Annotated in this window: 19 protein-coding genes and 2 pseudogenes; all 21 read left to right on the forward strand. The window is 41.1% G+C overall.

Annotated elements, in window-relative coordinates; translation table 11 throughout:
* Positions 1-151 precede the first annotated feature (151 nt).
* On the forward strand, positions 152-481 hold the full coding sequence (locus E5329_RS25260; protein ID WP_275443727.1) for a DUF6075 family protein: 330 nt from the start codon (positions 152-154) through the stop codon (positions 479-481).
* 151 nt (positions 482-632) lie between these two features.
* Entirely contained in the window at positions 633-2,231 is a 1,599-nt protein-coding gene (locus E5329_RS25265; RefSeq protein WP_135992008.1) for a transposase, read from the forward strand.
* Between the two features lie 261 nt (positions 2,232-2,492).
* A pseudogene (locus E5329_RS25270) lies at positions 2,493-2,741 on the forward strand (VirD4-like conjugal transfer protein, CD1115 family); the annotation flags it as partial.
* 428 nt (positions 2,742-3,169) lie between these two features.
* Complete coding sequence (locus E5329_RS25275) at positions 3,170-3,538, forward strand: hypothetical protein (protein ID WP_135992010.1); 369 nt, start codon at positions 3,170-3,172, stop codon at positions 3,536-3,538.
* A 411-nt stretch (positions 3,539-3,949) separates the two neighbouring features.
* Positions 3,950-4,621: a response regulator transcription factor gene (locus E5329_RS25285; RefSeq protein ID WP_135992011.1), complete on the forward strand. Its 672-nt coding sequence runs from the start codon at positions 3,950-3,952 to the stop codon at positions 4,619-4,621.
* Positions 4,605-6,023, forward strand: a complete 1,419-nt coding sequence (locus E5329_RS25290; protein WP_135992012.1) for a sensor histidine kinase — start codon at positions 4,605-4,607, stop codon at positions 6,021-6,023. The genes E5329_RS25285 and E5329_RS25290 overlap by 17 nt, the downstream gene beginning before the upstream one ends.
* 131 nt (positions 6,024-6,154) lie before the next feature.
* Complete coding sequence (locus tag E5329_RS25295; RefSeq protein WP_135992013.1) at positions 6,155-7,036, forward strand: hypothetical protein; 882 nt, start codon at positions 6,155-6,157, stop codon at positions 7,034-7,036.
* A gap of 306 nt (positions 7,037-7,342) precedes the next feature.
* Positions 7,343-7,537 (forward strand): hypothetical protein, encoded by a 195-nt coding sequence (locus tag E5329_RS31115; RefSeq protein WP_275443728.1) that lies wholly within the window; start codon positions 7,343-7,345, stop codon positions 7,535-7,537.
* 85 nt (positions 7,538-7,622) lie between these two features.
* The gene (locus E5329_RS31120; protein WP_275443734.1) at positions 7,623-7,880 is read left to right on the forward strand and encodes a primase-like DNA-binding domain-containing protein; all 258 of its coding nucleotides are present in this window, start codon (positions 7,623-7,625) and stop codon (positions 7,878-7,880) included.
* A gap of 296 nt (positions 7,881-8,176) precedes the next feature.
* Positions 8,177-8,371 carry a hypothetical protein gene (locus E5329_RS25305; RefSeq protein WP_135992014.1) on the forward strand — a complete coding sequence of 65 codons (195 nt, stop codon included), beginning with the start codon at positions 8,177-8,179 and terminating at the stop codon, positions 8,369-8,371.
* Positions 8,368-8,835 carry a recombinase family protein gene (locus E5329_RS25310; RefSeq protein WP_135992015.1) on the forward strand — a complete coding sequence of 156 codons (468 nt, stop codon included), beginning with the start codon at positions 8,368-8,370 and terminating at the stop codon, positions 8,833-8,835. Before E5329_RS25305 ends, E5329_RS25310 begins: the two co-directional genes overlap by 4 nt.
* Positions 8,795-9,103, forward strand: coding sequence for a hypothetical protein (locus tag E5329_RS31125; protein ID WP_275443729.1), 309 nt, complete (start codon positions 8,795-8,797; stop codon positions 9,101-9,103). The genes E5329_RS25310 and E5329_RS31125 overlap by 41 nt, the downstream gene beginning before the upstream one ends.
* On the forward strand, positions 9,039-9,683 hold the full coding sequence (locus tag E5329_RS31130) for a recombinase family protein (protein ID WP_275443730.1): 645 nt from the start codon (positions 9,039-9,041) through the stop codon (positions 9,681-9,683). Before E5329_RS31125 ends, E5329_RS31130 begins: the two co-directional genes overlap by 65 nt.
* 146 nt (positions 9,684-9,829) lie before the next feature.
* A pseudogene (locus E5329_RS32700) lies at positions 9,830-9,913 on the forward strand (DUF4368 domain-containing protein); the annotation flags it as partial.
* A gap of 83 nt (positions 9,914-9,996) precedes the next feature.
* On the forward strand, positions 9,997-10,047 hold the full coding sequence (locus E5329_RS32705) for a hypothetical protein (RefSeq protein ID WP_275443735.1): 51 nt from the start codon (positions 9,997-9,999) through the stop codon (positions 10,045-10,047).
* A gap of 409 nt (positions 10,048-10,456) precedes the next feature.
* Complete coding sequence (locus E5329_RS25325) at positions 10,457-11,071, forward strand: TetR/AcrR family transcriptional regulator (protein WP_135992016.1); 615 nt, start codon at positions 10,457-10,459, stop codon at positions 11,069-11,071.
* A 3-nt stretch (positions 11,072-11,074) separates the two neighbouring features.
* Positions 11,075-11,599, forward strand: coding sequence for an alpha/beta fold hydrolase (locus E5329_RS31140; RefSeq protein ID WP_275443731.1), 525 nt, complete (start codon positions 11,075-11,077; stop codon positions 11,597-11,599).
* On the forward strand, positions 11,593-11,889 hold the full coding sequence (locus E5329_RS31145) for an alpha/beta fold hydrolase (protein ID WP_275443733.1): 297 nt from the start codon (positions 11,593-11,595) through the stop codon (positions 11,887-11,889). Before E5329_RS31140 ends, E5329_RS31145 begins: the two co-directional genes overlap by 7 nt.
* A gap of 239 nt (positions 11,890-12,128) precedes the next feature.
* On the forward strand, positions 12,129-12,311 hold the full coding sequence (locus tag E5329_RS25335; RefSeq protein WP_135992017.1) for a DUF6440 family protein: 183 nt from the start codon (positions 12,129-12,131) through the stop codon (positions 12,309-12,311).
* Positions 12,312-12,363: 52 nt separating this feature from the next.
* Positions 12,364-13,854: a nitrilase-related carbon-nitrogen hydrolase gene (locus E5329_RS25340; RefSeq protein WP_135992018.1), complete on the forward strand. Its 1,491-nt coding sequence runs from the start codon at positions 12,364-12,366 to the stop codon at positions 13,852-13,854.
* A 168-nt stretch (positions 13,855-14,022) separates the two neighbouring features.
* The coding region (locus E5329_RS25345) for an IS1380 family transposase (protein WP_135992019.1) at positions 14,023-14,770 on the forward strand (748 nt) is incomplete at its 3' end.

The following is a 14,770-nucleotide window of genomic DNA, read 5'->3' on the forward strand; positions in this document are numbered from 1 at the left end:
CTAATTCCCCCATGAATGGGGGCTAGGGGGCTGAAGTGTCGAAGACACTTTTTTACGTATTTTTGACGGTTTATAGGTGCAACAAAGATATTTGAGGAAACTGTGTTAGCAATTATCAATCATTCATCAAAGAGAAATGGAGGAAATGAACATGAGTAGCACAGCGTTAGGAGCAGAGAAAGCGATTATTTTTATCAGCAATGCACATGAAAAATTCTACTATGAGAAATTGAAAGAGGTCAGGTATCAGGACGTGTACCACAAAGCGCTTGTATATTGTCTTGGTATCAGTGATGACACAAGAAGAAATATCAAAAGCATTTATAACTTTAAGACAGGCTGTGTAAAAACGGAGTGTCTGCATGAAGGGTGGCAGACCAGCGAGAGCGTGAAAGTAGTCAGGATGGCGTATTGTGATTTATTAGAATATCTGTCACAAAGGGCAGTTATCAGTGAAGTATTTTGTGATGGGGTGGGATAAGGTGGGAAACCCCGAATTATCACAATGTCATGATGCTGGGGTCAAAAGCCCAACTACCGAACATTGAAAATTTAATATTTTACAGTAAATAAAGACAATCCACCCTTTTGTGAGTTATAATGGTAATAGTTCTGGAAAGGTGGTATCTCTTATGGCATTTAAACCGAATGATTGTCAACAGTTGTCCTTCGACGACAGCTTTATAGCGCTAACTGAGCGTGAGAAAAAAGCTCTGGAAAAATCCTGGGCAAAAATCTTTGCTGATGAGATTTTTCCAGCAATAGATGAAGAACGTTTTTCTGTTCTGTATAGTGACAAGGCCTCCAGATCTAATACGCCTGTTAATGTAATCATCGGTGCGTTAATCATCAAAGAGCTTTTTGATTATTCGGACGATGAAATTGTTGAGAACCTGACGCTTGACCTTCATCTCCAGTGCGCCCTGCATACCACAAGCTTTGTGGAACAGCCTGTATCAGATAAAACCCTGAGCCGTTTCCGTAAAAGATGCTATGATTATGAAACACTTCACGGGGTGGACTTATATCATGACTGTGTAAAAAACCTTAGTGGCAAAATAGCTAAAATCATGAAGCTAAACGGGCGCATCCGCCGCATGGATTCCCTTATGATAGCATCAAATATCCGTTTTCTGAGCCGTATGGAACTGATTTATACCTGCATATCAAAGCTGGTTGTTTATCTCACAAAAAAGCAGCCGGATATCATTCCGGAACAACTGAAACATTATGCCGACCCGAATGACTATAACCGCACTTTCTATCATCAGAGAAATGGTGACATGGGGGCCATTATCCAGACGCTTCTCACAGACAGCGGCTGTCTGCTTCATCTGTGCGGAACAGATTTTGAAGACGCGACGGAGTGCCAGCTTTTTACCAGACGCCTTTCTGACCAGACTGTTGTGGAAAATGAAAAACGCCGCATGAGGACAAAGGAAGACGGTACGATGAATTCGTCCGCACTCCAGAATCCTTCTGACCCGGATGCCACTTACAGAAACAAGGCGGGTAAGCAGCACAGGGGATATTCTGCAAATATTGAGGAAACGGTTGGCAAAAATGGTTCTGTTGTGACGGATTACCAGTATGATAAAAACACCCATACAGACAGTCAGTTTCTCCAGGAATCTCTTTCGGCAATGGAAAAATCGGAAGAAGAAATCATTCTGGTTGCAGATGGCGGTTATGACGGGCAGGACAACATTGCACTTGCAAAAGAAAAGAATATCCGCCTGGCAACAACAGCCTTAATCGGCAAAGAAGCCCCTGATGCACTGGCAGATTTTGAATTTAATGAAGATGGCGCGCGTCTGCTGAAATGCGCAGCGGGTCACGTTCCAATCAGCCAAAGCTATACAAAATCAACAAGACAATGCAGGGTATCATTTGACAGAAATCATTGTGCCGGTTGTCCTTATCAGGAACAATGCCGTCCAAAGATATACAAAAAAGTCGCTTCATTTATCACTTCAAAAAATGCATCTAACAGGGCAAAAAGTCAGCGGTACATGCAGAGTGAAGAATTTAGTAGTCTGGCACGGTTAAGAAACGGCGTGGAAACAGTTCCTTCCAGTCTTCGGAAAAATTACCATCTGGACAGCCTTCCAAGAGGAAGGCAGCGAGGGAAATTTTTCTTTGGAAGTAAAATAGCAGCTTTGAATTTCAGAAAGCTCTTCGGATTTCGGAAGGGACTGGGAAACTATGCCCAAAATCCTGTATTAGTATAGAAAACACACTAAAAGTATGCCAATGCATTTGGAGAAAAGGTGCCTCTTATAACAAATCCACTGTGAAATATTACATTTTCAAGGTTCTACGAGGATTCAGCCATAGAAAACTCTATGTTTTGACCCCAGCATCATGACATTGAATAAGCGGCTATAAATAAATTCTTTATGAAAACTTCGTAAACAAGGGGTAGGGATTTTAATTAATCCCTGCTTTTTTTGTGCGCAAAATTTAAACTCATCACCTGACAATGTTGCATAGAGCTTATGAGCCAAGATGAGATTGCAGTCATGGACGGAGGGAAGTGCATCATGCAGCTTAGAGGGGTAAGACCTTTCTTCTCCAATGAGTTTGACATTACGAAGCACAGGCAGTACCGCCTTATGTCCGATTTTGATGACAAGAATGCCTTAGACATCGAAAAATATGTAAAGAACCTGTGTAAAGCGAAAGTCAGGGACAATGACACCGTTGATGAGGTGGAGGATGCAGGCATGATTGAAGCATGACAACTGAATATGGAAAAAACTGAATAGAGAACTTGTAAAACAGTCACAGGACTTTTGGACAAAAAGTTCAGAAGTGGAACGGAGTTTTGAATGTACTTGGGAAAGGACAAAAACAAAGCGCCCGGCACAGCCAATCGTCAAACTGAATGTGCCGGATGCCCGCAGGGTTCTTCCTAAAGGATTGCCCTGTCTTTATCTTACCATAAGGCAGGGCATTTTACACGAAAAAACTCTTTCAGAAACCAGACAAAATTATTTTTGAGAAAGAAAGAGGTAGAAACATGGCATTTTTTACAACGGCGGAAACAGGTGTGAATTGTGAGTAAAGTGAAAAATGGGAAGAATAAGCAAGGTGAAAATCTGGTGTATGTAGATAGCCCTCATAAAGTAAACATGGTAAAATCTTAGAAGAAACGAGGTAAATCAATATGGAAAAACAGGTTTATATCACAGAGGAAGAACGGGCGAAGTGTCAAAAGGTGGTTGATGCGTTTGCAGAATTGTATGAAATGGAGAATATCGTGGTGATTGATGTAGGCAGATATGGCTTTGTTGAGCTGAAATATTACAAGCCGCCGCATGGCTTTGAAGAAGATGCAACTTTTACGGACAGCAGGGCATTGTTTGATGCGCTTTGGCAAGAATGGTTCAATACGACATTATATCTAACAGCAAAGGAAATGGAGTTAGATGATATTCTCTATGAGGAAGTATTCAATCGCCTATCACAAGAAAAACAGTCGGCAATTATCGGGAGAAAAATCGACTTCGCAAACAAGGTGGGTATAACTCCATAAAATGAGTTTTATAGAGAAGAAAGCACTCTATGTAGAGGGCAAAAAAGATTAGAATGGCTCTGTGTATGATAATATGCAGGGCTTTTCATTTTTGGACATAATGTCTAAAAGTTATAAAAAGGAATGAGGGGGATTCCGCTGTAGTCGACATTCGTGGAAATGTGTATAGCCAGTTATGCATATTTCCACAATGCTCGTCTTGATTACTTGAATTTATTCGTTTGACCGTATATAATTGGTAATAAATATTGAAAGGGGAATGAAAATGTTAGAGTTTATTTCTGTCCAAGAAACAGCAAGGAAATGGGGCATTTCAGAAAGACGGGTACAAAACCTATTGATGGCAGAAAAAATAGAAAACTACACATAGAACACAAATAACCATGTTATGCTTATAGCGGAGGTGATACTATGCAAAGAATTTTAGTCGTTGAGGATGACTTTGATATTCAAGAACTTTTGCAGAACTTTTTACAAGAAGTTGGTTATGAAATAACTACTGCTGCTGATGGTGTTGAAGCGATTGCTGCTTTTTCAGAGGGAAAGTATGATTTGATTTTGTTGGATGTCATGCTCCCCAAGATTGATGGTTTTAATGTTTGTGAATTGATCCGTAAGCAATCAAAGATTCCTATTATTATGCTCACTGCATTAAATGGCGAGGATGAGCAGATTAGGGGGTTGGATTTACAAGTAGATGATTATATTACGAAACCTTTTTCTATGCCCATTTTGATTCGTAAGATTGCGGCGGTTCTCCGGCGAAGCTGCCAATCACAAAGTGACGAACATAAAACAATTTCTTACCAAAATCTTATTTTAGATTGCGACAGCTATACTGCGACAATAAATGAAAATATCTATGAACTAACACAACGGGAATTTGAGGTTCTTAGAGAGTTATTAACACATCAAGGACGGATTTTAACCAGACAAAACTTATTGGATAAGTTATGGCGGTATGATTTTTATGGTGATGAGCGGGTAGTTGATACACATATCAAAAACTTGCGAAAAAAGTTAGGGATAGACTTTATTCAGACAATCAGAGGGGTGGGATATAAAATTGATAAAGAAAATTGAGAGCAGCTTATTTGCAAAAGTTTTTCTCATAACATTGTCTATGCTGTTATGTGCTTCGCTGTTGGTATTTGGGCTGTTAGCGTGGTTCATGCCGCAGACCTATTCCAACAGGCTAAACATAATTTTGGATGAGCGAGCGCAAGACTTTATTTCCGAATTGGAACAAGTAACTTTTTCAGGTAGCGGCGGCTTGTTCGATCAGTTTATTGCAGACATGGAAATCAATTCTGTTGAGTTATACAACAGCAGCGGTGATTGGGTTCCATTACCAACAGAAGAATTTGATAATGAGTGGGGCGTTAATATCGCACAATCAACAGAGGTCGGTCTTGGTGAAAAAACTCCCATCTTATCGAACAGCTATTATTTTTCTTTTGCTGATAGCAGTGATCGTTATATGCTCACTGTCTACGGAGAAGCAGAACAGATTGCAGAACTGCAACAATCCTTTATCCGCATTTTTCCGTTTATCCTACTGGTTGTTTTAGTAGTTGCTTTTGTTGTGTCTTGGATGTACTCGCATATAATTACAAAGCCGGTGCTGGCAATCAGCAGCATATCAGAAAAAATGTCTGACTTACAGTTGGATTGGAAAATTGATGGACGGCGCACAGATGAATTGGGTATATTAGAGAAAAGTCTTAATACATTATCCCACAATCTTTCCAACGCACTTTCCGAGTTACAAAGCGCAAACAAAAAACTTGCAGCTGATATTGAGCATGAGAAAGAATTGGAGCAGGCTCGTACAGACTTTTTTTCAGCGGTGTCCCATGAACTGAAAACGCCTGTTACAATCATTAAAGGGCAATTAGAGGGGATGATACTTGGTATCGGAGCCTATAAAGACCATGAGAAATATCTATCAAGGGCGCTGGAAATTGCAAACACTCTTGAATCAATGGTTCAGGAAGTATTGACAATTTCACGGCTGGAAACCGCAGAAGAACAGTTTAGGTATGACCGTTTGGATTGTGTTCAGATTATCAAATCTTATTTGAGCGAAACTGAAGATTTAATTGCAGAAAAAGATTTGCAAATACATCTTGATATGTCACCAACCACTTTTATAAGCGGCAATAAAATGTTGATGGAAAAGGTGTTTTCAAATCTCATTGGAAATGCAGTCAAGTATTCTCCGTATGGAGCAATTATTTATATTTCTGCCCATGCAGATTATGAACAGGTAGAATTTTCTGTTGAGAACACGGATGTGCATATTCCAGGGGATAGCATTCCTAAACTGTTTGACGCATTTTATCGTGTGGAACAGTCCAGAAGCCGCAAAACTGGCGGAAGTGGGCTTGGACTATATATCGTGCAGGCAATCCTACATCATCATGGAAGTGAATGTACAGTCTGCAATACGCAGTCCGGTGTGAAATTTTCTTTTATCATTTGATTTCTGCTACAAAAGCGGCGGGTGATTCACCCACCGCTTTTCAAGTACACACAAATCACAAACTAATCCCAAATGTATCACAAAAAAGAGTGCTATGCTTTAAATATTCTCAAAGAAAGGATGGTGTTTCAATGAACACAAAAAACATATCTGCATTAGCCCTTAGTGGGTTGCTGCTTGTAGGATGCGTGACTGGATGCAGTACCGCAGTGGCGAACCAAAGCGGTAATACTTTCCCTATCAGCACGACTTCCCCGCAAATCTCGAATATGTCCGCCCCATCTCTTTCCGTAACCGCTGAAACAGGATGGGCTGACACGGATGTTTCCTATGAGGAACAGTTCAAGCCCTATGAACAGTTTGGTCTGACATATGATGTCGGCAAAAATGAGCTGCAATACAACGGCAAAGTGGTACGATGGTTTGAGGACTACTATACCATAGAGGAGGGCAATCAGGCGGGGCAGGATTTTTTTAACGAAAACGGTGTGGTTGATGTGTATGCTGTCCGTGATTTCGGCAGTCCTGTTCGAGCTGGTGATGGCTCTTTTGATCCCAGTGGAAAACTGATTGGGATAAAGGAATTTTCGGCAGAAGAATTTGCTGCTCGTGATATTGACGTAATCAAAAATCCGCCATCGCCCGTTGCCATAGCTGGCAATCCGCCATCTATCAAGGAACTTGAAGATAGAGCAAAAGAATATGAAGCGTTTGGTGTCACATATGACGTTAAAAATGACCAGTGGTATTTCAACGGCGAAAAGGTTCGTTGCTTTAGAGATGTGCTGACTTCCAACGGCGAAAGTCTGACCGGAGGAAAGTTCAATGGTGCAATCCGCAATTCGTGGAACGAAAATGGCGTAATTGATATTTATACAGTGCGCGACTTTACAATTCCTGATGCCGATGGTTATGGAACTCTGACTGGTGTTGAAAAGTGTAGCCAAGAAGAATTTGATGAACACACGCAATCGGAGAGCCAGTCCAGTTCTGATTTTTGTACTGTAGAGTAAAGACCGCCGCACGATGGTAAATAAAAGTTTTCGCAAGACAGAATGAAGCATTTTATAGGACGGCAGCTTTGAGAAAATCAAAGTTGCCGTTTTGAAACAGAGGTAATCGTGTATAAAAAGAAATTGAAACTATTGAAGCATAGAATAAAAGAATTACGGATAACTTTACACATCAAGGTATACTGCAAATCACAATTAAAGTGAAATGCAGTACACCTTTTTTGATGATGCGAAATTTGTCTAATTTTAGGTTTTGATGTGGTTGTGCTTTGGCAGATTTGTAAAAGAAATTTGGTGGGCATTGCCGTGTGTTTCAGCGGAGATTTGTTTTTAATTTACTGTTTCATGTATGACCGTTGTTACGGATTTTTCCGCAGGCAGATTGTCCTTACCGTAAAGGAGCGTGAGCCGGACAGGAAAGACGATCCGTTCCTCGGCGAGAAGCTGATTGCTGAAGCGGAGGGCATATTCCTATGGTGCCTTGGGGGCTGCACCGCCTGATTGACAACGGGTACAGCTTCACCATAAGCAAAAGGGCGGAGGACAACCTGACAAAAGCCATGCAGGACGGGAATAACATCATTGTATTCATGCAGTCGGAGGGCTATATCAGGCGAAAGGCACACACGCCACGTCAAAGCAGCTTTACAGCGCCTACAGCCAGTGGTGCGAGGACAACCTCGAAAAGCCGCTGGGGGAGCGCAGGTTCTCCAATTACCTGCGGCAGAACGAGAAGCGGTATGGGCTGGACTATACCCATAATATCGCAGTCGGGGCAGGAAAAACAGCGAGGGGATTTAAGGGAATCCATGTAAAGATGCGGACAGGGGAGAACGGGCATTAAGGCGCATAAGACGCAAAGACGGGCAAAATCCGAAATCCTTTTTTATATATACATACGCTTATGCAGGAGCCTGTTTCTTATATATTATAATTTTTATTTTCTAACTTGAAAAAGATGTGTCTTAGCGTCTAAGCATAGGAAACATAAGGGTTTGAGGGCATTTTGGAAGCGTCTTTATTGCGTCCTTTTAAAGCGTCTGATACCCGGCAGGGGAAAATTAACATCTTGCCGGGCTTTTATTTTGCGGGGCAGGACGCAGAGAGCGTCTGATATTGGATTGATTGGAGGGAATATATTTGAATAAAGCGAAACTGATAGTGACGAGGGTATTTGACAGCGAGCGCACACCGCAGGATGCGTTTGTGAGGGCGATATTAAATTCAGATAAATATGAAAAAACCTTGCAGGCTCCAGGCAGTGAAAGCATAATAGAGGACAGAGGGCTTATCTGCATTCAACCGGATTCGGACGAAGAAGGGAGAACAGGATGAGCAGGACAACATACAGAGGTACGCCAAAGGCGGGGCTTTATACCCGGTTATCGGTTGACGATGGTTGCGTTGACCGTGAGAGCAATTCCATAACAAGGCAGAAGCAGATGTTGACACAGTTTGCGGAATACCACGGCATAGAGATTGTCGAAACCTACGTTGATGACGGATGGAGCGGTACGAATTTTGAAAGACCGGATTTTAAGCGCATGATTGCGGACATTGAAAGCGGGAAAATCAACACGGTCATCACAAAAGACCTCTCACGCCTGGGGTGTGATTATTTGCAGACAGGGTATTACACCGATATGTATTTCCCCAGCAAGAGGGTGCGCTACATAGCGATCAGCGACGGAATCGACACAAGCACAGGATATAACGAGATGGCGCCTTTCAAAAATCTGTTCAATGATTTTTATGCCCGTGACATATCCAAAAAAAATCCGCAGCACCCTTACCACTAAGGCGAGGGCGGGCATCTACCACAGCACAGTGCCGCCGTTCGGCTACAGGAAATCGCCTGCCGACAGCCATATGCTGCTGCGTGACGAGGAAACAGCGCCGATTGTCATCAAGATGTACGAACTGTCCGCATCGGGCAGGGGACCGGCGGCAATCGCCAACTATTTAAGGGCGGAAAAGATACCGATTCCGGCATACTGGCACCATGTACGGGGCGAGAGGGCATGGCTACAAGGGCGAGGGGGATGCGGCAAACTACCGCTGGTTTGACACAACGGTGCGTTCCATTCTCCAGCATGAGGTCTATATGGGGAACCTTGTGGCGCAGAGGCAGACACACATCTTCAAGGTCGGCAAATCCTTTGTAAGACCGAGGGAGGAATGGGTGGTTGTCGAGGACGTGTTTGAGCCGCTTGTGGAGAGGAAACTGTGGGAGAGGGTGCAGGAGGGGTTTGCCGATCCCACGAGGTCACGCAAGCGGACAGGCAGAGCAAGCATCTTTTCAGGGATGGTATTCTGTGATACCTGCAGCCGGCGCATATCCTTTGTGCCGGAGAGGGCGGAGAAGATTTATGTAGGCTCCTGCATGGAATACCGCAAGATCGGCAGGCAGGGATGCACGCCGCACCGTATCTACGAACAGGATTTGCATGATGCAGTCTTAAAGGACATACGGGAGTGGGCGAAGTTGGCGCTGAAGGACGAGAAGGCAGTCCTTGACAAAGTTATGGAGCATGAAAACAGGAACAGGGCTGACACTGGCGCAGCCATTGAGAAAAGTTTTCCCTTGAAAAGCGTCTGGGGGAGGTCGAGAAAGTCATTGCCAAACTCTATGAGGATTACGCTTTAGGCAAGGCAGGGGCGGACGAGATTGACTTACTCCTGCCAAAGTACCGGAAGGAACAGAGGGAACTGAAAGCACAGCTTGCGCTGTTCGAGGAAGAAAGCAGCGAACAGAGGGAAACAGCACAGAACGCTGAAAAGTGGGTTGCGCTGATCCGCCAGTACAATGATCTGCAGGAACTGACGGCAGGCATCATAAGGGAACTGATTACCAAAATCTATGTGGGCGATGTCCGCAAGGTTGACGGTGAGAAAGTCCAGTCTATCGAAATTCATTACCGTTTCATCGGCAGTCTGCCAGATGGGGCGTCATTAACCTTCTGGAAGGCTGCGGAAATGATAATCCGGGCACAAATGCTCATGTACGGTAAAGAAGCAAGCAACCGAAAACAAGAGATAGACCGCCAGCACCACACTATTCCGAACCAAAGAAGATAAAAACCAAAAGACAAGCATTGTGAAAATGTGCATAACAGGATATGGAATCATGGATAACTCTATTCACAGCACATGGAAAAGCTAAAGTGTAGCTTTCCCACGTCCTGTAAACAGAGTTACCCACAATTCCATGAGATAGCCAGTTATACACATTACAGCGCAATGCCGACTGTTACGGAATCCATATCATGTTTTCACTTTATGTAAAACACTTATTCAAAAAATAAAAAAGCAAACAGCACATAACATTCTGCAATTATTATATATAGCCCTCTTCTCAAAAACGGTCAACGGAATTATAATGTGCTTATATTAACCGATACGGTTAATGCGGAGGATATTATGAACAATAAATTTTTCGGTTTATCAATAGAAAAACAACAGCGGATTGTCAATGCTGCTTATAAAGTGTTTTCAGAAAATAGCTATAAAAAAGCACCCATGTCTGAAATAGCAGATGAGGGAGGCATTTCAAAAGCATTGCTATTTCACTATTTCATTAACAAAAAAGAACTGTATATGTATTTGTGGGAAAATTCTATCGAAATGACAAGAAAAGCAATTATAGAATACAAGACTTTAGAAACATCTGATTTTTTTGAAATGTTAAAAAGGAGTCTGTTATCTAAATGTTCTATTATGCGGAAATACCCACACATATATGCGTTCTCATTAAGAGCATATTATGAAAACTACCCGGAAATAGAGGAAGCTATTCAAAAGAGCTATTCTAAAACAAGTAATGCAAGTGAAACTATTGTATTTGAAAAAATAGATACCTCTATTTTTCGGAAAGATATAGATTTGAAATCTATGTATTCAGAGATATTTTATGCAGTTGATGGATATATGCTAAATAAATATCGTTCCGGGCAAATTATTCCTGATGAAATTGAAAACGAGATTGCGGAACTTATTGATTTATGGAAAAAGATATATACAGAAAGAGAGGATTGACGAATGCAGCATAAGCAAATTTTAGCACAGGGAGGAAATGTCCATTATTGGATTGACAAAAAAGATGATGGTGTTGATTGTATTGTTTTTACTCACGGTGCAACGGCAGATCATACAATGTTTGAGAAACAGATAGATTTTTTCTCTGATAAATATATAATAGTTCTTTGGGACGTACCCATGCATGGATTATCAAGACCCTATCAGAAATTTTCCTATCATGATACGGCGGAAATATTACATTCTATTCTTCAAGAAGAAAATATAAATAGAGCTATTTTGGTTGGAATGTCTATGGGAGGTTATTCAAGTCAACATTTTGCTGCCATATATCCCGACATGGTAAAAGGACTTGTAGCGTTAGATACAACTCCATTAGGAGTGCAATACTATTCAAAATCGGATTTATGGTGGTTAAAACAAGTGGCACCAATGGCAAAGTGGTTTCCGGCAACTATTTTACGAAAAAGTATGGCAAAGTCAATTTCTGAAACAGACTATTCTTACCAAAAGATGATGTCATGCTAAAACCGCTTTCAAAGTCAGATATTATTGAGCAAATGAGAATAGCATATGGAAAATTTACGCATGAAAATAGAAATGTTATGTTCCAATTTCCTGTGCTAATACTTGTCGGGGATAGAGATAGTACAGGCAAAGTAAAGGCATATTGCAAAGAATGGGCAAAACAAACAGGGTATCCGTTACATTTTATTAAAAATGCTAAACATTTCGCAAATGGGGATAATCCAGAACAAGTAAATTTTGAAATTCAACAATTTATTAGAACTATCAATGACAGTGAAAAGCAACCATAAAACATGCAATGCCCCATGCCGTTTTTGGAAAAACAGATATATAATAAAGCAACGACAAACAGAATTTTAAAGGAGGAATGAAGTGTGGTTAGTGATTTTTTAGGAGCAACATTTCCGTGGATTTTAATTGGTTTATTTGTAGCTATCAGTTGTTCTCTTATGAGCAAAAAAGAGAAATAAATTCTCGTTTTGAGAGGTCAAGTATAAAGAGAAATCAAAATTATTTGGAGGTAAATAAAATGGCTAAGAATGAACGATTTAAGATAGTTTATTCACAAGGGACTGTTGATGTAACGCAAATTTTGGTAGATACAGAAACTGGAGTGAATTATGTGTTTCGTAAAGTTGCACATGCAGGAGGATTGACGCCGCTGTTGGACAAAGATGGAAAACCTGTTATTTCTCCGATTGTAAACAGCTAAATTTAGTCATTCAAATTGAAGTTTATAGAGAATGTAAGTAAGGAGTTTGGCAATGAAAAATCTTTTGAAAAGTAACCGATTTGCAGTTTTCATAATCTTAACTTTTTTAATTTATGTAATGTCCAATGGAGAATGGTGTATCCCGATTTTTGCATGGATTTATCCAATTTTGTTTTTACATATGCTTTCTCTTAATCATACCCGAAAAGTATATCTTATAATTGGCTCAATATATGCCATCGGGTTTGTTTTCCAGTTTGAAAAAGCCATCGGAATGGATATAAAAATATGTATAGTGGTAGCTTTTTTGGTAGCTTTTCTGAAAATTTTACCATATATCTATTGGTCTAAATCAAAAATGAGATTTCAAGATACTGTTATTTTTGCAAGTATAATGGTATCAATAGAATATATCATGTATTTGGTATATCCTATTTTGGGCGGGTTGTCTGACGCTTATACACAATACCAAAATCTATACCTGCTACAAATAGTAACGGTAACAGGGATTTACGGAATCACCTTTTTAATGTATTGGACGGCGGCAATGGTTATATGGATTTGGAACAATAAAAGCAAAAAAGAATACATCAGAAAATACATATTCGTATATGGTTCTGTGATTGGCTTGGCATTTGTCTATGGAGTTGTTATGTTTCATTTTGTAGGAAATTCAGATAAAAGTGTTAGAATCGCTGGAGTAACCGTTCCGATTTCAGAGCTGTTAAATAATGATAAAGATGTATATTCTACATTTTATACCAACACATTTACTGATGAAAACATTACCAATGCAAGGAATAAACTATCATCAGTAGCTGATGAACTTTTCCTAAAAACAGAGTTGGAAGCACAAGCAGGTGCAAAGATTGTTTTTTGGTCTGAACTGAATGGAGCGGTTTTAAAACAAGATGAAGATATGCTTTTGCAACGAGCGTCGGACATGGCGAAACAGGAAGAAATTTATTTGATTGTTTCATTACTGGTGAAAACCCCTTACGAGGACTTAAAGGAAAATAAAACGGTAGCATTCAATCCACAAGGAGAACTAATATCAGAATATTTTAAGCATGGACGTTCAATCGGAGAATTGTGCCAAAAAGGAGATGGAATGCTAAAAAGTTTTGATACAGAATATGGTAGAATTGCGCCGTTTATATGTTCTGATATGGCATTTTTGTCTAAAATACAGCAGGCAGGTAGAAATAATGTAGATATACTAATTGTTCCAGCTTCGGATTGGAAAGAAATGACATTATTAGCTGCAAAGACAGCGATTGTGCGTGGGGTTGAAAATGGAAGTAATATAATCAGACATACAAATAACGGAATGTCGATTGTTTCAAATGTTAAGGGCTGTGTGTTGGCACAGACCGATTACTTTCAGTCTGATACAAAGACATTATCAGCACAGGTTGCTATGAAAGGACGCTTTACTCTTTATTCGTATATTGGAAATCTATTTGTATATCTGTGTAATTTATATTTGTTAGGGAGTTTCATACTTCCCAAAATTAAACGACTAATTTTAAGAAGTGCCTGAATCCGTGAGCCTTGCCACAAATTATTTTCTGTAATCCCATATAATTCCGGCGCTTATACGTTATTTTATCGGATTGATTTTTTCACCCGCCAGGTGAAAAAATTAGAGCGTTTTGTTTTGCTTATGGTATACTGAAATCAGAAAAAACACTTAGTTCCGGAGGTTGCCATGAGAAAAAATATTTCCGTTGAATTCACAAATGAACGCATTATCCCAAGCGGTGGGCTTGCTGTTGTCGGTGCAATCCTCGGCAAAAGTGATTTTGTCAAACGCTGCAACCGCATGAAGATTGACTGTAACCATCCGCAGCGCCAGATCAAGAATGGTGACATCATGCTGACCTACATTGGAATGCAATGCATGGGCAAACCCTCTTTTGACGCCGTCCGCGAAATGGATGATGACCCGGATTTCTATAAAGACGCCCTCGGCGTCTGCTATGCAATCCCATCCGCTGAAACCCTGCGGCAGCGCCTTGACCTGGTCGGCGGTTCCATGCGCAGGCGGATTTTAGATGAAAATATCCACATGCTGAAATCCAACGGCGTCGCACCGTCGAAACTGCCATGCGGCTATGCGCCGATTGACATGGACGTTTCGCCTTTTGACAACTCAAAAACCTGCAAGGAAGGCGTTTCCCGGACTTATAAGGGCTGCGACGGCTATGCCCCCATGTTTGCCTATATTGGCAGGGAAGGCTGCCTTGCGGATTTGGAACTGCGTGAAGGGAAGCGGCGCAGCCAGAAAGGCGCCCCGGAATTTTTAAAAGAAACCATCGGCGTCTGCCGGCGGCTGACAGATGAGCCGCTCCTTTTCCGGCTGGACTCAGGCAATGATTCTGCCGAAAACATTGGGATCCTCATGGAAAACGGCTGCCATTTTATCATTAAGCGCAACCTCCGCAAGGAAAGCGAAG

The organism is Petralouisia muris, assembly GCF_004793545.1.
Lineage (GTDB): Bacteria > Bacillota > Clostridia > Lachnospirales > Lachnospiraceae > Petralouisia > Petralouisia muris.